This is a genomic window from Loigolactobacillus bifermentans DSM 20003 (assembly GCF_001434575.1).
Lineage (GTDB): Bacteria > Bacillota > Bacilli > Lactobacillales > Lactobacillaceae > Loigolactobacillus > Loigolactobacillus bifermentans.
In genome coordinates, this window is record NZ_AZDA01000002.1 from 1 (window position 1) to 22,063 (window position 22,063).

Here is a 22,063-nt window from a genome sequence, read left to right on the forward strand (position 1 = left end):
TTCAGTTTTCAAAGGTCTACCAAAGCTGATAAACAGCTTTTTAAGTATATCAGATATTTCATATTCTTGTCAAGAACTTTTTAAATTAATGAATGTTTATGCATTTCTTAATTCGTTTTATTCATTTGACAACTTTTATATCTTATCAAATCAACTTACTACTGTCAACAACTTTTTTGAAATTGCTTTTGCAATCCATATGTCGTTGACAACAAAGACTATATTACCAAGTTAATGGCGAATCGTCAACACTTATTTTTATTTTTTAAAATGTATAAAAAATCAGCTAAACCCGTATAAAATTAGTATGCAATAAAAAAAGCACCCGATTATCATGAACAATCGAGTGCTTTTTATCAATTATAGTTCGTCATCCGTCAAAGTTTTCTCTGGGCGCATGGTTGGAAAAAGTAAAACATCGCGAATTGAATCAACATCTGTTAATAACATGACTAACCGATCGATCCCGATGCCTAACCCACCTGTAGGCGGCATACCGTATTCCAAGGCTTCGATATAGTCCTCGTCGATACCGTGGGCTTCGTCGTTCCCCTCTTCACGTTCCTTAGCTTGCGCTTCAAAGCGTTCACGTTGATCAATCGGATCATTTAATTCGGTAAAGGCATTGGCGTATTCGCCACCATGAATAAAGAGTTCAAAACGACCAACAAAGCGCGGATCATCTGGATCTTTTTTCGCTAATGGTGAAATTTCAATTGGATGGCCGTAAATGAATGTTGGTTGGATCAAGGTCCCTTCAACGTACTGTTCAAAGAACGCGTTGATAATGTGGCCAACTTCCCACCAGTCTTCATAATGAACATCATGTTCATCCGCCAATTTTTGTGCATCGGCGACTGTCATCTTAGGCCAAAAATCGACCCCTGTTTGTTCCTTGATAGCATCCACCATGTGCTGGCGTTTAAAGGGATGGTCCAAATCAATTTGTTGCCCTTGATACGTGACTTGGCCAGAACCATTGACTTTTTGAGCAGCAAAACGAATGATGCCTTCCGTTTCATCCATCACATCTGTCAGGTCCCAGAAAGCCGCATAAGTTTCTAACATGGTAAATTCAGGATTGTGGCGTGTATCAATGCCTTCATTCCGGAAAACACGGCCAATTTCATAAACCTTTTCCATGCCCCCGACGATCAGACGCTTTAAGTGTAATTCTAGGGCGATCCGTAAGTACAAGTTAATGTTCAGCGCATTATGATGGGTAATAAATGGTTTTGCAGCTGCCCCACCGGCTTGGGTATGTAAAACCGGTGTTTCAACTTCCGTAAAACCATCTTTATCCAAGTATTCACGCACTGCACTGACGATATGGCTCCGTTTTACAAACCGATCAAAGCTTTCACGATTTGCAATTAAGTCTAAGTAACGTTGACGGTACTTTTGTTCAACATTTTGTAAACCGTGGAATTTATCGGGTAACGGGCGTAAAGCCTTTGATAAGAAAGTGACGTGTTCTGCCCGAACCGTTAATTCGCCGGTATCGGTTTTCATAATGTCGCCTTTGATACCCATAATATCGCCAATATCAGAACGTTTGAAAATATAGTAGTTTTCTTCACCAACCATATCCTTACGCACATAGACCTGGATCCGACCAGAGCGGTCTGTAAAGTCAGCAAAACCGACCTTCCCTTTACCACGCTTGGTCATCATCCGACCTGCAATGATCACCACTTTGTGTAAGTCTTCTAGTTCTTCTTTGGTTTTATCCTCATATTGTGTCCGAATATCTTCAACCAATGCATCACGTTCAAACCGATGTCCAAAAGGATCGATTCCTTCATCACGTAATTCTTGCATCTTTTGACGACGAACACGCAATTGATCGTTCATTTCGTTGGACTTTTGTCCCTTATTTGCCAATTAAAATTCCTCCATTCGAGATATTCACTCTTTATCTTGCCAATTCCCACCGAAAAAAGCAAGTGAATTCGACGTTTAATCGCCGAAACACTTGCTTTCATGCTTATGAAACGCTTGCTTCTACCTTTTCAACAAACGCATCTAAGATCTGGTCGACTTCGGCTTCTGTCTCGGCTTGGTTCACCGCAACTTTGGTTTTGGCTGCGCGAGGAATGCCTTTCAAATAGTAGGCAGAAGACGTGCGGAATTCATGCACCCCGGTATGTTCACCCTTTAAATTGACCAACCGATCCAAATGTAATTTGGCCGTCGCAATTTTTTGCCGTGGGGTTGGTTCAGGTAGTAAAACGCCATCCGTCAAATATTCATTGGTCTGTTTCAAGATCCACGGATTGCCTAAGGCTGCCCGTCCGATCATAACTGCCGTAGCCCCGACTTCATCCAGCATGCGTTTGGCATCTTCAGGACTGCGCACATCCCCATTACCCATAAATGGAATGGACAAGTGATCGCGGACATCCTTTAAAATGTTCCAGTCAGCGTGACCAGAATACATTTGTTTCCGGGTTCGCCCATGCATGGCTAACGCGGCTGCACCAGCTTTTTCAGCCATCATGGCATTTTTCACCGCATAAATATGATCCTCATCCCAACCCGTACGCATTTTAACGGTAACCGGCTTGCTAACAGCGCTGGTTACGGCCGAGACCATTTCATACACTTTTTCTGGGTCCAGCAACCAACGGGCCCCGGCATCTGTTTTAACCACTTTGTTCACAGGGCACCCCATATTAATATCAATAATATCCGCCCCAGTATGCTGATCGACAAATTCGGCTGCTTCCACCAAAGTTTCTTTGGTGCCACCGAAAATTTGTACACTCACTGGATGTTCATGGGGATCGACAAACAACATGCCCATGGTCTTTGAATTGCGATGCATAATACCGCGATCACTGATCATTTCGCAAACCACTAAGCCTGCGCCAAACTCCCGACATGTGACCCGAAAGGCCGCATTGGTAATTCCCGCCATTGGTGCCACCACCAATTGATTGGGGATCGTCACATTACCGATTTTCCACTCCATTGTTCCACCTCGTTATTCTGTTGGTAATAATGCTTTTAGTTCTGCCTCACTAAATTGATAGTGGGTCTGACAAAACCGACAAACGGCTTCTGCCCCGTGATCGTCTGTGATCATTTGTTGCAATTGTGCTGGTTTCAAACCTGCTAACGCTTTGGCAAACCGTTCTTTGGAACAGTCACACTGAAAAGCAACCGGCTGTGTGGCCAAAATTTGCTGCTTGGCGCCTAGTACAGCGTCGAGTAAGTCTGCCGGTGTATGATCTTCCGGTAACCAGTCAATCAGCTGTGGCAAGGCCTTAATTTGTGTTTCTAAGGCCGTTGCAGTGTCATCAGTCGCGCCTGGCATCATTTCAACTAAAAAACCACCGGCAGCGTCAACCATGCCATCAGCTGCTAAATGAACCGCTAAGCCCATTGATGCTGGGATCTGTTCTGAAGCCGCCAAATAGTAAGTCAGATCAGCGCCAATATCACCTGACGCCAATGGGGTCTGACCGTTATAAGGTTGCTTCAACCCAAGATCCTTGGTCACTGTAATCGTTCCCTGCGTCCCAACCGCTTCGTGAACGGCAATTTGATGTGCTGGGTCTTCAGGAACTGTGATCTGGGGATACTGCAAGTAGCCTTTAATGGTGCCATCACTGCGTCCGTCAGCGACGATCAACCCAGCCGGGCCATCGCCCATCACTTTAACAGATAAGGTTTGATCACCTTTCAAGCCAGCGGCACTCATCAATAAAGTTCCAAGTAGAACATTACCTAAGGCAACGGCACCAGCGCCAGTCGCCTGATGCCGGCGTTGTGCTTCTTGAACCGTTGCAGTGGCGTCCACCGCAAAACCGCGAACAGTTTTATCAAACGCCAAACTGCTAATTAATTTATCACTCATTTTTTCACCTGAACGCTTTCCTTGATCTCGTTTGTTATTGTACCGAATTTCCAATAAAGTACAAGTCTTCAGTCTTGCCCCCCAACAAAAAAAGAATCAGTGGTTCCCCACTGATTCCCCCTTGGTCCATTAAGCTTGATCATCTGGATGATCATCATGCTCATCGGCTGTGATGTCTGTCTTTGGTGTCGTTGGTTCAGCTGCTTTATCATCTTTACCTTCGGCTTGTTTAACAGCATCTTGACGTTCGACTTCTTTTTTAGATTCTTCAAAAGTCGCCGCTTTTTCACTTGGAAATTCAGGATCTTCTGCCTTTGATGGCATATGACCGTCATTAAACAAACTAATAATTTGTTTTTCATCCAAGGTTTCAAATTCAAGTAACTTATCGGCAATCAATTTATGTTGATCACGATGGGCTTGAATAATTTCGTAAGCTTGTTGATGGGCTTCGTTCATAATGCGACGAACTTCGTCATCAATGGCGGTGGCAGTGGCTTCAGAATATGGCCGAACACCATATTCTTGTTGCTGCATCGCAGCCCCTTCATACTGGATGTCGCCTAACTTCGAGCTCATCCCGTATTGGGTGACCATAGCCCGGGCCAACTGTGTGGCTTGTTCAAAGTCATTAGAAGCACCAGTCGATTGCGTCCCGAAGACGATTTCTTCGGCCGTCCGACCACCTAATAACCCAACGATTTGTTCCATTAATTCTTTCTTCGTCATCAAGAACTGATCTTCCCGTGGCAACATGATGGCGTAACCGCCAGCACGACCACGTGGCACGATGGTCACTTTCCGGACGACACGAGAATCATTTAAGACCATCCCAACCACCGTATGACCGGCTTCGTGGAAGGCCACCATGTTACGTTCCTTCGGACTGATGACCCGATCCCGCTTAGCAGGACCTGCAATCACACGATCTTCGGCTTCGTCAACATCGGTTGCGTCGATTTTTTGCTTCCCACGCCGAGCGGCCACTAAGGCAGCTTCGTTCAGCAGGTTTTCCAAATCGGCCCCAACGAACCCTGGGGTTTGTTGAGCTAAGGTCTTCAAATCAACATCTGAATTCAATGGCTTGTTCTTGGCGTGAACTTTCAAAATCGCTTCACGGCCTTTAACGTCTGGACTGCCAACCAAGATCTTCCGGTCAAAACGACCTGGCCGTAACAAGGCTGGATCCAAGACATCTGAACGGTTGGTTGCGGCAATGACAATGACGCCTTCATTCCCAGTAAACCCGTCCATTTCAACTAATAATTGGTTCAAGGTTTGTTCACGTTCATCGTGACCACCGCCAACACCGTTCCCACGGCGACGCCCAACGGCATCAATTTCATCAATGAAAATGATGGCTGGTGCATTTTTCTTGGCTTGTTCGAATAAGTCACGGACACGACTTGCCCCGACCCCGACGAACATTTCAACGAAGTCTGAACCAGAAATTGAGTAGAATGGCACGCCAGCTTCACCGGCAACCGCTTTGGCTAATAACGTTTTACCTGTACCAGGAGGCCCCTCTAACAGGACACCGGCAGGAATCCGCGCCCCTAGCGAAACGAACTTCCGTGGATCTTTCAAGAACTCAACAACTTCAACTAATTCTTGCTTCTCTTCTTCTGCACCTGCAACATCTGAGAAGCGGACTTTATTCGCCTTTTTGTCAGCCGGTTTGACCTTTGATTTACCAAAGTTCATCACCCGGTTATTCCCGCCGCCTTGGCCAGCTTGTCCCATCATCATGTAGAAGAAGAAGACAAACATCACCACTGGCAACGCGTAGAGTAAGATCTGGATCCAGAAACCACTTGATTCAGCAGCTTTGGTATTCATCTTAGTGTTGTTCTTTTCAGCAACTTTTGCCATTTGCGCAACTTGGGAATCGCTATCGAGAATCACGGTGGTGAAACTCTTGACTTTATTGCTTGAATTAGGCACTAAACCGAATCCGCTACTACCAGAATTGGATTTTTGGGCTTTGCGATAGTCACCAGTTATTTTATAAACGCCATTATCTGGCTGAACCGTAAAGTTCTTAATCTTGTCGCTACGTAATTCAGTCATAAATTGGCTGGATTGGACTTCCTTGGACTGCGTGTTAGATTGACCATTGGTAAAGAAGTAAATGACCCCTAACAACGCGAGGAAGATAACAATATAAAATAGACTACTTCGAAAAAGTCCATTTCGTTTATTGTTCATATGTGACCTCCATTCCCGATTTTCTGTTTAATCATGATACCTTGCCGTACCATTTACCTAATGATAATAGCATATTTGACTATCATTGACTATTGTTTAAGTTGATAAACCGCACTTTTTAAAATTCCGATATACGGTAAGTTACGATACCGCTCCGCGTAATCTAAACCGTATCCGACCAAAAAAGCGTCTGGTACTTTGAAACCGGCATAATCAACTTGCACAGGGACCACCCGCGTTGCCGGCTTATCCAGTAAGGTACAGATCTTAACGGATTTTGCCTGGCGGTATTTAAATAAATCGACTAAGTAATGCAAGGTACGCCCGGTATCCACAATATCTTCAACGATCAACACATCCCGGCCTGCGATCTGTGTATTCACGTCTTTGACGATTTTAACCTCGCCCGAAGACACCGTGCTATTGCCATAACTGGAAACGTCCATAAAGTCCATTTCCAAATGGGTGTCGATTTGGCGTACTAAGTCGGCCATAAACAAAACGGCCCCTTTTAACACACAGATCACCAAAGGATTTTTACCTTGATAATCGGCTGTGACTTGCTTACCAAGCTTAGCCGTGACCTGTTGAATGGCCGCTTGATCATATAAAATACTTTCAATATCTTGATGCATCATTGCCCTCAATTCTTTTAACATAATAACCCGCTACGAAACGGTTGTGCGAACAACCAGTCTGTATAGTATTTTATCAGGTTGCGCGGGATTAAACAATTGCGCTTTTTTATAGCCAATCACCCATAAAAGCTGGTGTTGTGCCGTTGTTGCCAACCACACCGCTGCACGTTGGGTTGCCGGTACTTTTTGATCAATTAAAATCTTTTTTACTTTTTGTTGCCCGTGTTTTAACGCCAGCCGATCCCCTGGTTGACGGTGGCGAATGATCAGCGGTAATGCTTGCGGTGCCAGCAACACGTCATAACTGTCGGCACCAGCAGGGGCTGACGTTGCTGGAAAAAGCCCAATCTCGCACGTTGGTCCTAACGGTTGCCACTGATGAGGCACTAAGGTAAAAGCTGGTTGAACTGGCACCTTAGCCGTAGCTTGCAGCAGCTTAAACGTTTGGTATTGCCGCTGGAGGCGCCAACCACCAGCTAACGTCACCGTTCCTACCGCTTTACTGCCTTGTAATAACGCCAACCCCGCTTGGATTTGTGCCGTTTTAAGCTCCAAACCCTGAGGCAATAAAAAGTGGGCACATAATTGGCGCAAGACTAAGGCTTGCGCATAGCGAGGCAGCGCCTGCCACAGCTTAATGTCCCCTTGATAAGTCGCATCGTGAAACGCACCGATCTGCACTAACTGTTGCTGAGCATAATCGGCGCCCACTGCCAGTAGCGCTTGTAATTGGGTGGCATACTGCTGCACATGTTGCCGCGCAGCCGGATTTTCTTGCTTCAGTCGGGGAATAACCTGTTGACGCAACCGATTACGGGTTAAGGTCACATCAGTATTGGTGACATCGTCAAAAAACGGCTGTTGGTGTTGTTGACAATAAGTCCGCAATTCCGCTTTGCTAAAGGCTAACAGGGGCCGGACTAACTGACCGTTGGCAAACGGCCGTTGCTGATAAATACCGGCTAATTCATGCAAGTCACCACCACGGAGTAAGCGCATCAGCACTGTTTCAAACTGATCATCCCCATGATGCGCCGTTAACAGCGTACCAATCTGGTGTTGCGCCATCACTTGCTTGAAAAAAGCATACCGAAAAGCACGAGCAGCTGCCTCGACGCCTGATTGGGGATGACCAGCCACTGGCCACGAGCGGCTGATCAGCGGCAGTTGGTGACGTTGACAGTAGTCCTGCAAATAAGCCGCCTCCGTCACGCTAGCGGCGCGCAATTGATGATTCACATGCGCCACCATAATGGTCGGCCGCAATGCCATTGGCAACTGCTGCAGCAACGCTAACAGCGCCATCGAATCTGCTCCCGTTGACACGGCAACCAATACGTTGGCGCCAGGTTGCCACCAACGCTGCTGTGCCACGATTTGATTAAATGTTGTTTGCAACACAAGACCTCCTAAGTGATTTAAGGACTATTTTGCTTCCGCAAAATCCTATTTCGGAGGATGTCCATTCCTACGGGCGCAATCACCCTCGTAGGAAACATGGCACCACCCTTCAGCATAAACTGCCGCACAACGTCCTAATCCAATTACGGCAAACTGACGTACTTAACCAAAGACCGCACTTGAAAGCAAGCCCGCCCACACGCCACTAAAAAAATGGCCTTTAGCCAGCAGTTGCGCGCCAGCTTAAAGGCCACCATCTATTTCGTCTTAACTACGACGACCGCCACGGCCGCCACGTTTTCCTTCGGTATTACGCTTTAAATCGGTTAACCGAGATTCACTTTTTTTTAAGAAGCCAGATAACAGGTCATCAAAGCTTTCTTTCTTATTCTCTTGAAAATGCCGGCGATTATTACTAGGTCGACCTTGACCACGATTACTGTTGTAGTTACTGTGACCGTGATTGTCATGTGGCCGTGCATGATTGTTGTTGCCGTTGTTGTGTGCAGGTGCACGATGTTGTTCATGTGCAGGCTTGTCAACAGCACGACGAATGGATAATCCAATCTTACCATCATCACCAACCGACATGACTTTGACCGTTACTTCATCCCCAACTGATAAAACATCATGGATATCTTTAACGTAACCATCTGATACCTCACTGATGTGTACCAATCCGGTTTTGTGGTCGCCTAAATCAATAAAGGCTCCAAAGTTTGTAATCCCTGATACTTTTCCAGAAACCTTTGTTCCGACTTCAATTGCCATAAAAAAGTTTTTCCTCCTAAATTCTCTTTCAGGTTGCAATAACCTTGTCTTCCATTCATTCAAGTCTAACTTGTTCCAACATTTACAATCAAAATAAAGCCCTGACTAGCCGACAAGCTACGCCCAAACAAATGACGCTATGTAGCTTTTAGTATAGCACAGGACTTCCCCAGCGCAAACATCGGTCGCCTTATTTTTGCGTGACTGTATTCGCTTTATCGGTTGGCAAACTGTAAATCGTTTCACTGCCTTTAGAGTAATAGTACCGCGAACGAATGACCTTCTGTAAGTAATCATCATTTTTCAATTGACTGGCTTGCAATTTCAGATCATCACGCTGACTTTTGGCCTGCTTCAACCGTTTTTGTTGACTGACGACTTTGGTTTGCGTTTGGTTCAGCGTCCGTTTGGCTTGGAAAATTTGAAAGCCACCAACGCCACATATGAGCACTAATAGCGCCAGTAGCAAAATGATTCGGCGTTTATGCACTTGACGCACATAATGATGACGTAACCCGTGCTGCTGTCGATCTTGTGCCATTTTTTGGTACGGATTGATTGCCTGAACCTTTGATTTTGACTTGGACTGTAGCATTGGAGACTCCTTTCTGAGAAGTATATTCTCGCTTAATTACCCAAAGTATAACAAGCTTTCTAAGCGCTGTCCACGCTCGCGCTGGGGTTTTAAAAGCGTTGTTCAAAGCTTTCTGAAACCACCTTGTACATTTGTTCGGCATCATCTTTTTTCGTGGTGTCTAACAAGGCTAACGCTTGGATCACCAACGTTTTATTCCCAAATTTAATGGTTAACTGGTCCCCTACTTTAACGTCCGTAGAAGATTTTGCTGTTTTATCGTTGATCAAGATACGCCCTTTATCGGCAATTTCTTTCGCAACACTGCGGCGCTTGATCACACGGGATACTTTTAAAAATTTATCGAGTCTCATGTTTGTGTGTCCTTTCTTGTTGTCGTTTAATTAGTTTGTCACCACCTGGCAAGGCCTGCCATTCCGTTTGACTAAACAAGTGACTGTACCAGGCGCTGATGATGAAGACCGTTGCGCCTAAGCCACTGGCAAGCACGCTGATGCCGCCGACTGCCAAACGGTTCAACTGTGGGTGCTGTAACAACCACTGGCCAACTGGGGCCGCCACCAATAACATCACCAAGGTACTGCCCACGAGCTTCCAAACAAAATGCCGTTGGGTCAAGGCCGTGCGTAACCGCGGCGCAGACCCCAGCCAAATGATCACAAAGGTGCTACTTAAAGCAATCACCGTCATCACACTGGTCCCAACGGTCTGCCAATGCTGAACGGCCCAAGTATTACCGATCATTTTCAAGACTAGGCCGACCCCAAGGGCAAACGTCGGCAAACGGTAGTGGCCTTCACTTTGCCAAACACTACTATAAGTGCTGATCATAGTCATTAACACAATGCTGACCAAATACCAGGCTAACGGCCACTGGCCACTGACGTCACCAAATAATAAACGGTTAACCCCTGGCAGCAAGGCAATTAGCCCTGCGGTGGCAGCTAAGGCGATGCCCAGACCAATTTGGATCATCATGCCTGCAATTTGATAAAATGCCGCACTAGCACCTTGTTGCCGAGCCTTGGTCAGCCGCGGCAGTAAGGCCGATGAAAAAGCAGTGGCCAACACCAAGCCTAACTGGACCAGCGGCTGGCCGCGGTCATAGATTCCTTTGGCGTTTTTCGCAGCAGCACTACTTAGTCCTGCTAATTCTAACCCTTTTTTCACCGTAAATGAATCCACTAATTGGTACAAAATCAATAAAGCAGCGAATAAACAAATCGAACCTCCTTCTAATAAGAAGCGGCGGATCAGCGGGCGCCAAGCAAACGGGGTTGCAACAGTATTCGCTTCTATACATAAAGGTCGGCGCCACCAAGCCCAAGCCAGCACCGCCACAGCGGCTAAAGCGCCGAAAAAAGCGCTGCTCATGGCCCAAGTTCCCATGCGATAAACTGACCAATGTAAGGATTGCGCTAAAGCGGCGGCGACTAAAATCACCGTCACGCGCACCACTTGTTCCGCCACTTGTGACCAAGCGGTGGGCAACATATTCAGCACCCCTTGGTAATACCCGCGCCGTGTGGCTAAAAACGGCATGGCCAGAAACATCCAAGCCACCGCATGGATCAGCGGCGCTAAGGCCTCATCCCCCATCAAACGTGCCAACCATTGCGCACCAACTTGCAGGATCAGAAATAAAACCAGCGATAGCCCCCATAATAAACGCGTACTTTGGCGGAGTAATTGTTGCTGCTGCAAAGGTGACGTTTGTTCTGCAATTAGTTTTGACATAAAAACCGGAAACCCAGCCAGCGCAAAGGTCATCCCGATTCCATACAGTGGGTAAACTTGTTGATACACATAAAAACCGGTATTGCCCACAATATTTTGAAACGGTACCCGATAAACGGCGCTTAAGATTTTGGCGATCAGGCCAGCCAACGTGAGCACAAAAGCGCCGTTTAAAACGTGTTCAGACGTTTTGTCCATGCATTAACCTACTTTCTCAGTCGATTTTTGCGTAAAAGTCGCCAGTTGCTTCAAAAACTGTTGGAGTTCCGTTAACCAAACGGTTTGGGTCATTTTCGGTTGAATGATCAAGGTCACTAACAGTTGCTGTCCTTGCATTTTCACTGTGGCCCGCAATTTAGTGGCACTTAACGCTTGAAAAACGTCTTCAGCTTGAATGGTTTCAGTTCCCGTTGCCGATAGCGTCACTAATAATTGGCCCTTTTTCTGCTGAATACGTTCAACCAAGGCCGAATCGGCTAATAATTTGGTGTAGCCCACATTTAACAAGTTGGTCACAGCCGCTGGATAGTCGCCAAAGCGGTCGATTAAGTCCTCCTGTAATGCGGTTAAAGTCGTTTCGCTGTCTAATTCGCGGATTCGTTTGTAAATTTCAATTTTCTGACGTTGATCCACAATGTAGTCGCTGGGCAAATAAGCTTCTAGAGATAACTCGATCTCCGCGTTGGTTTTGGCTGGTCCGGCATTGCCTTTCCGTTTTTGAACGGCTTCCGCCAGCATTTGCGAGTACAAGTCGTACCCGACGGAATCAATAAAGCCGTGTTGCTGTTTGCCTAACAAATTCCCGGCACCACGAATGGATAGGTCCCGCATGGCAATTTTAAAACCAGAGCCCAGCTCCGTAAAATCTTTAATGGCCGCTAACCGCTTTTCGCTGACTTCCGTTAACACTTTATCCTGTTGGTACATGAAGTAGGCATAGCCCACCCGGCTACTGCGCCCAACGCGCCCGCGCAATTGATACAGCTGTGCCAAGCCCATATGATCGGCTTCTTCCACAAACAAGGTGTTCACGTTGGGCATGTCGACCCCATTTTCAATAATCGTGGTGGTGACCAGCACATCAATGTCATCATGGGCAAACTCATACAGTGCATTTTCCAATTGGGCTTCCGTCATTTGACCGTGGGCGTAGCTGATTTTGGCATCGGGCACCAATGCTTGGATGTTCGCCACGGTGCGCTCAATATCTGCCACACGGTTGTGCAAGTAAAAGACCTGCCCGCCACGACTCATTTCCCGCTGAATGCCTTCGCGTAACGCCCCTGCGTTTTGTTCCATCACATAAGTTTGCACGGGATAACGGTTAGCCGGTGGTGTTTCGATCACCGAAAGATCGCGCACGCCAACCATTGACATGTTCAACGTTCGTGGAATTGGCGTGGCCGTCATGGTTAACACGTCAACTGCGGCGCGTAGTTCCTTTAAGCGTTCCTTGGCTTTGACACCGAAACGCTGTTCTTCATCAACTACTAACAAGCCGAGATCAGCAAAGTCAACATCCTTGGATAAGATACGATGGGTGCCGACCACCACGTCAGCTTCACCAGACTTGATCCGCGCCAATGACTCTTTGATCTGCTTATTGGTCCGGAAACGCGACAAGATCTCGATGTTAACCGGAAAATCACGAAAACGCTCCGTCATGGTTTCAAAATGTTGCTGGGCTAAAATCGTGGTAGGCACTAAAAAGGCCGCTTGCTTATTGTCCTGAATCGCCTTAAAAATCGCGCGAATGGCCACTTCTGTTTTTCCAAAGCCCACATCCCCGACTAACAGGCGGTCCATGGGTTTCGGCTGTTCCATGTCGTGCTTGATTTCCGCCACACTGCGCAACTGATCTGGGGTTTCACTGTAAGGAAAACTCGCTTCAAAATCATGTTGCATTTGGTCATCTGGTGAAAACGCAAAACCTTTGGCGGATTCCCGTTCTGCGTACAATGCGATCAGATCATCCGCAATGTCTTCCACCCGTGCTGAAACTTTGCGCTTGGTTTTCGCCCACTCGCTGCCCCCTAATTTGTTGATCCGCGGGACTTTGCCTTCAGAGGCCACGTACTTCTGAATCATATTCAGTTGGGTCACGGGAATGAACAACTGCGCCTGATCCTGGTAAGAAATGGTCATGTAATCTTGATGCACGCCATCAACCGTTAAGGTTTGCATGCCTTCATACCGACCGATCCCGTGATTCACGTGCACCACATAATCCCCAGGATTCAGTTCATTGTAACTTTTAATGCGTTCTGCGTTCGCTAATGTTTGACGACGGACTTTTTTCTTGGTCACCTGATTGAACATTTCTTTTTCCGTGATCACCACCAAATTAGCGGCTGGCAATTCAAAACCAGCTTGTAGCCCTGCAGCAACGATTTGGATCTGCCCCGGTTGCAATTGGTCCGGCTGCGCTAATAAGGCTGGAATTTGAAAATCATTTAAGGTATGGTCAACCTTTTCCCGGCGTGCTTCATCGTTTACCAAAATCACCACGGTTTGCTGTAACTGCTGCCAGCGCTGCATTTCCGTTTTAAGCAAGGGCATTTGCCCGAAAAATTGCTGCATGCTGCGGGCCGTTAATTCTAATGTGCCGTCTAAACGCAACCGGCCCATCCCTTTTTGGAACAACGCCAAATAAAGCCGTGTATGCTGGTCGCGCCGTAAAATGGTTTGCAATGACTGACCAAATTGCTGCTTCGGGAACATGCGGTGTTGTTCTTGTTCTTCTAACAACCATTGTGCCTGATCCGCTGCCAAAGCCTTTTCATTTTCATTGATCCGGACATAGTCATCTAAAAATAGCAGCCCTTGTTCTGGTAAATAATCCAGCAAGTTGGTTTTATCGGCATACAAAATATCCCGGTAGCGTAACAAATCTTCACTAAGGACACCTTTTTTCAGCTGGGCTAAAATCGGCAACAATTGTAATTCTAAGCCTTCTTGGTCTGCCGGTTGGGCTGCCTGATACGCTTTCGCATACTGCTTTTCAAACCGAACTGCCGCTGCTTGCACCTGTTCAGGGGTGGCCATAAAGTCCGTGGCAGGCAAGACGGTGGCCTGGTCAATATTTTCCAAGCTCCGTTGCGTGTCCGCCGCAAACTGACGCATTGAATCCACTTCGGTATCGAATAACTCGATTCGCAAGGGTTGGTCGGCATTTAACGGGTAAATATCCACAATATCGCCGCGCATAGCAAACTCGCCAGGCTTGCCGACTAATTGTTCCCGCACATACCCCATGTTCACCAGCTGCTGACTAAGTTGCTGCGGCTCTAAGGTCCCGCCGACTTGAATGGTGATACCACTGGTTTGCCAAGTCGCAACCGTCGGCAAGAACCGCCGTAAACCGGCTAACGCGGTGACCACAATCCCTGGCCGCTTGTTTGCTAACAGATCCAACGCCTGAATGCGATCACTACGCGCTTCTGGTGAGCTTACCGCCACTTCGGCAGCCAACACTTCATCCACAGAAAATTGTTGGACTTGTGCCGCCGGCAAAATTTGGTTTAACTCATCCACCAGCTGATTGGCATGGTACATATTATCCGTCACCACCAACATTGGCACTTGGCGCGCGCGTAACACTGCCTTTAAAAATAACCCACGGGCAGATGCTTGTAAGCCAGTGATCAATTGCCGACTACTCGGGGTTAACGCCGCGAGCCAGTCTTTTAATGCTGGCGTTTGTAACATTAAATCTGTAAGATCCATAACCTATCCCTTCCGATTAAAGCGATTCATCGTTTGCATAAAGTCATCTTGCGTCAACCAGTCTGTTACAGCCCCGCAAGCATTGTCCAAGCTGCGCAACACATCTGGCTGAGCATCTTTGCTAAAAGGCGACAAAACCCAATCCACCACACTGCCATGTTGGGGATGGCCCGTTCCCACGCGAATCCGGTTAAAATCCGATCCCCGTAAATAACTGATCAAGCTTTTGATGCCATTGTGTCCACCAGCTGAGCCATGCTGCCGTAATCGAATTTTCCCAACCGGCAGATCCATGTCATCATAAATAATCACGATTTCATCTAGCTGAATTTGAAAATATGCCATTAAGGCCTGGACTGCCCGGCCAGAATCGTTCATATAAGTCAACGGCTTCACTAAAAAGACTTTTTCACCCTCTAAGAAAAAGGTGCCATATTCAGCTTCAAACTTTTCATGATTCAGTTCCACTTGATAATGTGCTGCAATTTCATCAACGGCCATAAAGCCGATGTTATGTTTTGTACTTGCATATTTTTGGCCAGGATTGCCTAACCCAACGATCATTCGCATAAAATTTTCGCTCCAATATTTCATTTAGTCGCTACCACAAAAACGACCGCGATCAGTGACTTGCCCCTCTGACAAGTGATCGATCGCGGTAAAGCGTTAGCGTTTCGTTAGCACCATCATAGCATAATCTCGATAATTCCTGCTGATTATTGTTGGAATTTATGGTAAGTTTAAGCTAACCCACTTAAACTTGGCTAGATGTTGGATCATCGCGCTTTTCTTTTGCGAACTTTTTCGCTAGAATAAGGAAAGTTTAAGCGGCAACTGCAAGGAGGACATATTCATGACAAAACAAAATCGCATTAAGCTCATCGGCATTATCGTTTGCCTGTGCTTAATCGGGATTTACATCGTAAAGGGGACGCAATACAAGCAAAAATTCCTACCAAGAACCACCGTTGCAGGGATCAATGTGGGCGGGCAAACCACCACTGAAGCCGAAAAGACCCTCGCACAACATTTTAACCACCAAAAGGTGACTTTAAAGGAAGGTTCTAAAACCATTACCACCTTTACAGGGCAGTCCGTGGGCGTTGTGCCAAATTTTGAGAAAACACTAGCCAATTTGAAAAATTCTCAAAACGCTTGGAGTTGGCCGCTACACTTATTCTATCGGGACCAACATATTAAATCGGCTAAAGCCATTAAAATCAACCAAACGACCTACCAAAAATTTTATGATCAATTGAAGACCCAACTCAGTTCTGGACGCAAGGCCAACGAAGCGGCGACGATCAAAAAAGTCAATGGCACCTTTAAAATCACGGACGCCGTTCAAGGGAACGTGGTCAGCACCAGCAAGTTAGACCAAAGCATTAAAAACAGCCTGGCAAAGGGCCAAACGTCAATTGATTTAAAAGACGACTACATTAAGGTGAAAACCACCAGCGCTGACAAGCAAAACTTAAACACCGCGTTAGCAAAAATCAAAAAGCTTCAAAATGTGTCCGTCACATATAACATTTCAGGCCATACCGTGAAAGTACCTCAGGCGACTAGCGCTGCTTGGTTGACTTACGCCAACGGCAAAGTCACGTTAGACCAAGCCAAAGTGAAAACATACCTGTTAAGCTTAAACAGCAAGTACGCCACTTATGGCAAGAGTATCAACTTTAAGAGCACCAAACGTGGTACCGTCAAAGTCAAAGCCGGTAACTATGGCTGGAGCATTAAGGTTGCCTCTGAAACCGAAGCGCTGACCAAGGACATGCTGAAAGGCAAAGACGTGACCCGCACGCCAATTCACGTTGGTGTCGGTTATGGCACCACCACGAATGAAGGCATTGGCGATACTTACGTTGAAGTTGATAAAACCAACCAACACATGTGGATCTATAAAAATGGTAAGTCGGTGTTAGACACCGATGTGGTCACTGGGAAACCTGGCCAAGACACGCCAAGCGGTGTTTACTTCGTTTGGAACAAACAACGGAACGCCACATTAAAGGGTAGTAACGATGATGGTTCCAGTTACGCCTCCCCAGTGAGCTACTGGATGCCGGTGGATTACACTGGCGTTGGGATCCACGATGCATCGTGGCAAGCTAAATTCGGTGGTACTTGGTACAAGACCCATGGTTCTCACGGTTGTGTGAACACCCCACCATCAACAATGGCTAAAGTTTACAGCTTAGTCGACCTCGACACACCGGTAATTATTTTCTAAGCATCTAAAAAAGCAATCGCGCATTGGCGATTGCTTTTTTATGTGGTTTGAAAGGCGCTGGAACGTGATTAAATATCGTCCTCCAGCGAAAATGGCTGGAACGCTGTGGCTCACTTCAGAGCTAATTTGAGAAAAACACTCAAATGGATCTCTTACGATTCGCGTGATACTAAGCGGATAAACCGCTAAGTATCACCGTCACGGATGAGCACATTTTCGCTTCCGGACTTAGGTTAGATAGCTATATTTTAGTATCACTCACTGACAAGGCCAGACTTTTAAGTTTAACTAAGCTGTTAGACCATCTAAAAGTAACTATATTATTGCACTAATCTGGTTGAGATTGCGCTATTATGCTATTCAATACGCTAGTCCGGAGGCAAAACGGGCTCAGTGGTGAAATTCGTCTTAGCGATTTATCGCTTAGACGAAGGCTGGTCTTGGAAACCGGTGAGCTTCCGGGTTTCAAGCCATGCCCACTACGTTCCAGCCCGTTTTTGCCGCAGGACGACTATGTTCAGCCTACCGCGGCGTGATCATTAACAAACCATCCCCTAATGGTAATAAACTGGCTTGCAGGTTAGGCGCGCGGAAAACGTGGTCTAACAGCTGATTCAGTTTGCGGTGAATGGCTTTATTGCGGTGCTTAATGGTTTTAGGTGAGTTAAAAATCGTGCCGCCTTGAAAAATATCATCGATCAGTAAGTAGCCGTGTGGTTGTAAGAGTCGCAAACAATCTGGCAAAAAGTCTAAATACTTGGCTTTGGCGCCATCTAAAAAGATCACGTCATACGGCCCGGTTAACGTCGGCAAAATCTCAGCCGCTTCCCCTGCCATTAAGGTGACTTGGTTGGTGATCCCTAACCGTTTAAAATTGGTTTGGGCGTGTTCCCGCATGACGTCAAAGCGGTCAATGGTGGTCACATGTCCAGTAGGCCCCATAGCAGCCAGCATCACAGCGGCCGAAAAGCCAATGGCCGTTCCGACTTCCAACACTTGTTCTGGCTGAATCCCATAAAACAAAGTTTGCATAAAATGAGCGGTTTCAGCTGGGATCACAGGCACTCCGGCAGCGGTTGCTTCCCGTTCAATTTGGCCTAAGGTGCCTTCAAAAAAGCCCTGACCTGATCGTAAATAATTTAACGTCCGCCCTTCGATCAACGGGCGGTGCATCATTTCGTTTCGCATAATAGCCAACTTTCTATTTCTCATTTTCAACGGTGACTTGTTAAATTCAAGATCAACGGTACCGACTTTTCTGAATTTATGATATGATAGTTCAGGATTAAATGAGAAAGTTTTAATTTTCGGAGGTTTTACGTATGTTACTTGAATCCTTAGTACAACCTAAGGCAGATCTGACCACGGTGTCTGAAACAGCCACGCTTGAGGAAGCACTACAAGTTCTAGAAGAATCTGACTTTCGCTGCATTCCTGTTTTGGATCAATCGGGCCAAATTTTCCGTGGCAATATTTATAAATTACATCTTTACCGGCATAAATCCCGCGGTGGTGATATGACGTTACCCGTCACCTACCTCCTTAAAAACGCAACAAAATACATTCCTGTCGGTGCACCATTTTTTAAGGTCTTCTTTACGATCAAAGACTTGCCTTACATTGCGGTGCTCAATGACGATGGCCATTTTGAAGGCATCTTGACCCATAACCGTCTGATGAATATGTTATCACAGTCTTGGAATTATAAGGCCGGTAGCTACGTCATCACAGTGGTCTCCCCTGATGAACGTGGTGATTTAATGGAAATGACCAAAATCGTTTCCCGCTATGCGTCGATTGCCAACTGCCTGACCTTAGACACTTCAGGTGACCTGGTAAGGCGAATCTTATTTACCTTACCCGCTGGCACCACAAAAGCCACTGTGGACAAAATTATTGCCCATTTACAACGCAAAAACTTTTCCATTGCAGAAATTGAAGATCTACAAGTCGAATAAGCAATCCTTAACGGTGCCTCAGTGTAGGCGCCGTTTTTGTATGGGCATCAAAAAACGTCTTGCAACGGTAAGCGCCACAAAACGTCTTTAAATATGTTGTAAGCCAAGACTCACATTAAGTGCTTCATCGACTTTTTTCATTAACGGTGCGTTTAACTGTGTGATTTTGTCGCGGAGACGCTGTTTATCAATGGTGCGGATCTGTTCCAGTAAGATCACAGAATCCCGCTCAATATGCGTCTGTTGTGTGGTAATGCCAACATGTGTTGGCATGCGTGCCTTTTGGATTTTTGCCGTGATTGCCGCGACGATCACAGTTGGACTGTAATGGTTACCAATATTATTTTGAACCACTAATACTGGCCGCATGCCGCCTTGTTCTGAGCCAACCACAGGTGATAGATCTGCATAAAATATATCGCCGCGTTTAACCTCCATGTGCCGTACCTCCTCGTTTTTTTAACGAAGAATTCGGAGGTCAGCTTCAGCCTCACACGAACTGAATTCATGTGCAATTTCGCTATTTAATTGACCCATTTCAACGTAGCCTTTCACCAACGCATCTAAGTTTTGGCGATGGGCTTCAAAAAACTCTGCTAACGCATCATTGACCAAATCATTTTCATTGATCGCATAATATTCGCAGTACGCTGCAATGCGCTTTGACAATTGTGCATCAAATGCCACAGGTACACCGCTCGTTGATTTTGACGCCATCCGTCCAGCCTCCAGTATCCCCTAATTTCATCTGTTTCCCATCTATCTTAACATGTTTAAAAGGGATGCGCTAGGCCTGATATGGCAGGTAGACCCGCGGCAAGCGCATGGTGAGCCCACACGCAATTTCATAGTGGATCGTGTGTGCGAATGACGCCACATCTTGCAAGCTGATTGCAGTGTCACCATCGGTCCCTACTAACGTGACCTTGGTGCCGGCTGGCAGCTTTTCTGGCAACCGAACCATCAATTGATCCATGCAAATCCGTCCAACAATCTCACATGCCTGACCATTGATCAAGACGTGAAAACCTTGTAGCCGGCGTTGCCAACCATCAGCATACCCCACTGGAATCGTGCCGATCCACTCCGGCTGTGCGGCGTGATAGGTGGCCCCATAGCTAATAGCGGCCCCTGCTGGGACTTGCTTGACAAACGTCAATTCACTTTCAATCCGTAACGCTGGCTTTAACGGATAAGGCAACGGCAAGGCGTCGCCAGATGGATTCAGCCCATACATGGCCACACCGAAGCGCACCACGTTGCTGGCACATGCTTGATGCCATAAACTTGTGGCCGAATTTGCCACGTGGACGTAACGTGGCCGCTGCCCAACAGCTGCCAGCAACGTTTTAAACTGTTGTACTTGTTGGTTAAAATGCGTGGTATCTGCTTCATCCGCCGTTGAAAAATGGGTAAAAACCCCGTCAAAGACAAATGGCGCCTGCCGCAACAATGCCATTGCAGCTTGCACCTCTGCCACTGTTTGCACACCGATCCGGCCCATCCCCGTGTCAAACGCCAAATGAACGCTTAAGGGGGCTGTGCTATTTTGCAACGTTGCCGCAGCCGTCTGGAGCCAAGCCGCATCTGGTGCCGCCAAACTGATCCGTTGTTGCGCCGCTAACGTCACTTGGTTGGCTGGGGTAACGCCTAACACTAAAATCGGTTGGTCAAAACCTGCTTGGCGTAAGCCTAACGCTTCATCGAGTAAGGCCACACAAAAACCAGTTGCCCCAGCGGCAGCGGCGGCTTGAGCCACTTGGAGCATCCCGTGGCCGTAACCGTCCGCCTTGACCACTGCCCACAAAACAGTGTCTGCTGGCAACCGTTTAACCGCCTGCTGCACATTATCAAAAATTGCCTGTTGATCGATCACTAATTTTGCTGGTCGATGAATGCCACTAATCATCTTTCTCCGCCTCCAAAATGACTTCTGTCATCACAACTGTTGCTGTATGTGAAATCGAAATATGGCCCCGACCTGTAAAGGGCTGTTGGGTCAAAATCGGTTGTCCTTGTGCGTTGTTTAAAATCTCAACGTTTTGCCAAGTGACGCTGGCCCCAATACCGGTGCCATACGCCTTGCTATACGCTTCTTTTGCTGAAAAACGGCCTGCTAAAAACTCAATTTGATGCTGGCCCTTTAGTTGTTGGTACGCCTGTTGCTCCTTTGGCGTTAAGATCCGCTGACTAAACCGCGGATTTTTCGCTTGGGCCTGGCGCACGCGTTCAATATCCGTTATATCAATGCCAATTCCTTGAATCATCATTGCCTCGTATTCTTGTCCTTAGTGTGAAGTCTTATCTAGTGTACCAAAAAATCACCCACGTACCAGTTGAATGCTTGAAAAAAATCGTGAAACCTTTTTTGATTAAGGTGAATAAAATTCACTTGAAACTGATGTGCACTTACATGGCCGCTTAGGATGTGGCGTTTATATACCGGCCTCCAGCGAAAACGGCTGGAACGCTGCGGCTCGCTCCGAAGCTAACTTTTGGAAAATCACCAAAAGTGGATCTCCTCCGGCTCGCGTGACTACTAGGTGGTAAACCACCAAGTATCACTGTCGCGGCTGAGCACGTTTTCGCTTCCGGCCTTAAGTTATAGCTTCGCACTAAGTTAAACATATTCAATAAGTCACTACACGTTATTCGCTGAATTGCATTACATTGATAGATTTCAACCAACAACGTCGGCGTGACACTTGTCATTATGATCACAGTAATTCTTATTAAATAACTTAAAATAAACACTCAAACTTAACAACGATTCCAGCGAGTATGCTGCACAACATCTATCAGTACTTTCAAACTAAATAACGCGTACAACTACAAGTCCGGAGGCAACTGTGGACTCAGCGCCATGTTTCTTGCAGGTGCTTTTCCCACAAGAATGGACAACGACGGCAATCTTGTCTTTGCGTTAGCAAA

The 22,063-nt window shown here is 46.6% G+C and carries 19 protein-coding genes; 2 read left to right on the plus strand and 17 right to left on the minus strand.

What is annotated here, in order from left to right:
• Positions 1 to 360: 360 nt before the first annotated feature.
• From lysS to pth, 12 genes are all read right to left on the minus strand, one after another.
• Entirely contained in the window at positions 361 to 1,854 is a 1,494-nt protein-coding gene (gene lysS, locus FC07_RS00430; RefSeq protein ID WP_057903179.1) for a lysine--tRNA ligase, read from the minus strand.
• 133 nt (positions 1,855 to 1,987) lie between these two features.
• Positions 1,988 to 2,974, minus strand: a complete 987-nt coding sequence (dusB, locus tag FC07_RS00435; RefSeq protein ID WP_057903162.1) for a tRNA dihydrouridine synthase DusB — start codon at positions 2,972 to 2,974, stop codon at positions 1,988 to 1,990.
• 12 nt (positions 2,975 to 2,986) lie between these two features.
• The gene (gene hslO / locus FC07_RS00440) at positions 2,987 to 3,862 is read right to left on the minus strand and encodes an Hsp33 family molecular chaperone HslO (protein ID WP_057903180.1); all 876 of its coding nucleotides are present in this window, start codon (positions 3,860 to 3,862) and stop codon (positions 2,987 to 2,989) included.
• A gap of 129 nt (positions 3,863 to 3,991) precedes the next feature.
• Positions 3,992 to 6,070: an ATP-dependent zinc metalloprotease FtsH gene (ftsH, locus tag FC07_RS00445; RefSeq protein ID WP_057903163.1), complete on the minus strand. Its 2,079-nt coding sequence runs from the start codon at positions 6,068 to 6,070 to the stop codon at positions 3,992 to 3,994.
• 89 nt (positions 6,071 to 6,159) lie between these two features.
• Positions 6,160 to 6,708: a hypoxanthine phosphoribosyltransferase gene (gene hpt / locus FC07_RS00450; RefSeq protein WP_235807418.1), complete on the minus strand. Its 549-nt coding sequence runs from the start codon at positions 6,706 to 6,708 to the stop codon at positions 6,160 to 6,162.
• 30 nt (positions 6,709 to 6,738) lie between these two features.
• Entirely contained in the window at positions 6,739 to 8,106 is a 1,368-nt protein-coding gene (tilS, locus tag FC07_RS00455) for a tRNA lysidine(34) synthetase TilS (RefSeq protein ID WP_057903165.1), read from the minus strand.
• A gap of 270 nt (positions 8,107 to 8,376) precedes the next feature.
• Positions 8,377 to 8,880: a S1 domain-containing RNA-binding protein gene (locus FC07_RS00460; protein WP_057903166.1), complete on the minus strand. Its 504-nt coding sequence runs from the start codon at positions 8,878 to 8,880 to the stop codon at positions 8,377 to 8,379.
• Positions 8,881 to 9,070: 190 nt separating this feature from the next.
• A complete protein-coding gene (locus FC07_RS00465) occupies positions 9,071 to 9,475 on the minus strand; it encodes an FtsB family cell division protein (protein WP_057903167.1) in 405 nt (134 codons plus the stop codon).
• 89 nt (positions 9,476 to 9,564) lie between these two features.
• Complete coding sequence (locus FC07_RS00470; protein WP_057903168.1) at positions 9,565 to 9,828, minus strand: RNA-binding S4 domain-containing protein; 264 nt, start codon at positions 9,826 to 9,828, stop codon at positions 9,565 to 9,567.
• On the minus strand, positions 9,815 to 11,410 hold the full coding sequence (locus FC07_RS00475) for a putative polysaccharide biosynthesis protein (protein ID WP_057903169.1): 1,596 nt from the start codon (positions 11,408 to 11,410) through the stop codon (positions 9,815 to 9,817). The genes FC07_RS00470 and FC07_RS00475 overlap by 14 nt, the downstream gene beginning before the upstream one ends.
• 3 nt (positions 11,411 to 11,413) lie before the next feature.
• Positions 11,414 to 14,938 (minus strand): transcription-repair coupling factor, encoded by a 3,525-nt coding sequence (gene mfd, locus FC07_RS00480; RefSeq protein ID WP_057903170.1) that lies wholly within the window; start codon positions 14,936 to 14,938, stop codon positions 11,414 to 11,416.
• Positions 14,939 to 14,941: 3 nt separating this feature from the next.
• Positions 14,942 to 15,508 carry an aminoacyl-tRNA hydrolase gene (pth, locus tag FC07_RS00485; protein WP_057903171.1) on the minus strand — a complete coding sequence of 189 codons (567 nt, stop codon included), beginning with the start codon at positions 15,506 to 15,508 and terminating at the stop codon, positions 14,942 to 14,944.
• A 283-nt stretch (positions 15,509 to 15,791) separates the two neighbouring features.
• Between pth and FC07_RS00490 the strand changes: the two genes are divergently transcribed.
• Positions 15,792 to 17,174, plus strand: a complete 1,383-nt coding sequence (locus FC07_RS00490) for a L,D-transpeptidase family protein (RefSeq protein WP_057903172.1) — start codon at positions 15,792 to 15,794, stop codon at positions 17,172 to 17,174.
• A gap of 522 nt (positions 17,175 to 17,696) precedes the next feature.
• Here FC07_RS00490 and FC07_RS00495 read toward each other — a convergent pair.
• A complete protein-coding gene (locus FC07_RS00495; protein WP_057903173.1) occupies positions 17,697 to 18,362 on the minus strand; it encodes an O-methyltransferase in 666 nt (221 codons plus the stop codon).
• A gap of 134 nt (positions 18,363 to 18,496) precedes the next feature.
• Here FC07_RS00495 and cbpA point away from each other — a divergent pair, with 134 nt between their 5' ends.
• Positions 18,497 to 19,132 carry a cyclic di-AMP binding protein CbpA gene (cbpA, locus tag FC07_RS00500; RefSeq protein WP_057903174.1) on the plus strand — a complete coding sequence of 212 codons (636 nt, stop codon included), beginning with the start codon at positions 18,497 to 18,499 and terminating at the stop codon, positions 19,130 to 19,132.
• 87 nt (positions 19,133 to 19,219) lie between these two features.
• Here the strand turns inward: cbpA and FC07_RS00505 are convergent, their stop codons facing one another.
• From FC07_RS00505 to acpS, 4 genes are all read right to left on the minus strand, one after another.
• Positions 19,220 to 19,570 (minus strand): type II toxin-antitoxin system PemK/MazF family toxin, encoded by a 351-nt coding sequence (locus FC07_RS00505; RefSeq protein WP_057903175.1) that lies wholly within the window; start codon positions 19,568 to 19,570, stop codon positions 19,220 to 19,222.
• A 21-nt stretch (positions 19,571 to 19,591) separates the two neighbouring features.
• On the minus strand, positions 19,592 to 19,849 hold the full coding sequence (locus tag FC07_RS00510) for a hypothetical protein (RefSeq protein ID WP_057903176.1): 258 nt from the start codon (positions 19,847 to 19,849) through the stop codon (positions 19,592 to 19,594).
• Between the two features lie 70 nt (positions 19,850 to 19,919).
• Positions 19,920 to 21,041 carry an alanine racemase gene (gene alr, locus FC07_RS00515; protein WP_057903177.1) on the minus strand — a complete coding sequence of 374 codons (1,122 nt, stop codon included), beginning with the start codon at positions 21,039 to 21,041 and terminating at the stop codon, positions 19,920 to 19,922.
• On the minus strand, positions 21,034 to 21,399 hold the full coding sequence (gene acpS / locus FC07_RS00520; protein WP_057903178.1) for a holo-ACP synthase: 366 nt from the start codon (positions 21,397 to 21,399) through the stop codon (positions 21,034 to 21,036). The genes alr and acpS overlap by 8 nt, the downstream gene beginning before the upstream one ends.
• Between the last annotated feature and the right edge of the window lie 664 nt (positions 21,400 to 22,063).

Bases quoted from the DNA above. Each gene is read 5' to 3' on its own strand.
- hpt (WP_235807418.1), bottom strand. From the start codon at position 6,708: ATGATGCATCAAGATATTGAAAGTATTTTATATGATCAAGCGGCCATT.
- FC07_RS00510 (WP_057903176.1), bottom strand. From the start codon at position 19,849: ATGGCGTCAAAATCAACGAGCGGTGTACCTGTGGCATTTGATGCACAA.
- ftsH (WP_057903163.1), bottom strand. From the start codon at position 6,070: ATGAACAATAAACGAAATGGACTTTTTCGAAGTAGTCTATTTTATATT.
- dusB (WP_057903162.1), bottom strand. From the start codon at position 2,974: ATGGAGTGGAAAATCGGTAATGTGACGATCCCCAATCAATTGGTGGTG.
- FC07_RS00475 (WP_057903169.1), bottom strand. From the start codon at position 11,410: ATGGACAAAACGTCTGAACACGTTTTAAACGGCGCTTTTGTGCTCACG.
- FC07_RS00505 (WP_057903175.1), bottom strand. From the start codon at position 19,570: ATGGAGGTTAAACGCGGCGATATATTTTATGCAGATCTATCACCTGTG.
- cbpA (WP_057903174.1), top strand. From the start codon at position 18,497: ATGTTACTTGAATCCTTAGTACAACCTAAGGCAGATCTGACCACGGTG.
- mfd (WP_057903170.1), bottom strand. From the start codon at position 14,938: ATGGATCTTACAGATTTAATGTTACAAACGCCAGCATTAAAAGACTGG.
- FC07_RS00460 (WP_057903166.1), bottom strand. From the start codon at position 8,880: ATGGCAATTGAAGTCGGAACAAAGGTTTCTGGAAAAGTATCAGGGATT.
- pth (WP_057903171.1), bottom strand. From the start codon at position 15,508: ATGCGAATGATCGTTGGGTTAGGCAATCCTGGCCAAAAATATGCAAGT.
- FC07_RS00495 (WP_057903173.1), bottom strand. From the start codon at position 18,362: ATGCGAAACGAAATGATGCACCGCCCGTTGATCGAAGGGCGGACGTTA.
- lysS (WP_057903179.1), bottom strand. From the start codon at position 1,854: ATGAACGATCAATTGCGTGTTCGTCGTCAAAAGATGCAAGAATTACGT.
- FC07_RS00465 (WP_057903167.1), bottom strand. From the start codon at position 9,475: ATGCTACAGTCCAAGTCAAAATCAAAGGTTCAGGCAATCAATCCGTAC.
- FC07_RS00470 (WP_057903168.1), bottom strand. From the start codon at position 9,828: ATGAGACTCGATAAATTTTTAAAAGTATCCCGTGTGATCAAGCGCCGC.
- hslO (WP_057903180.1), bottom strand. From the start codon at position 3,862: ATGAGTGATAAATTAATTAGCAGTTTGGCGTTTGATAAAACTGTTCGC.
- alr (WP_057903177.1), bottom strand. From the start codon at position 21,041: ATGATTAGTGGCATTCATCGACCAGCAAAATTAGTGATCGATCAACAG.
- FC07_RS00490 (WP_057903172.1), top strand. From the start codon at position 15,792: ATGACAAAACAAAATCGCATTAAGCTCATCGGCATTATCGTTTGCCTG.
- acpS (WP_057903178.1), bottom strand. From the start codon at position 21,399: ATGATTCAAGGAATTGGCATTGATATAACGGATATTGAACGCGTGCGC.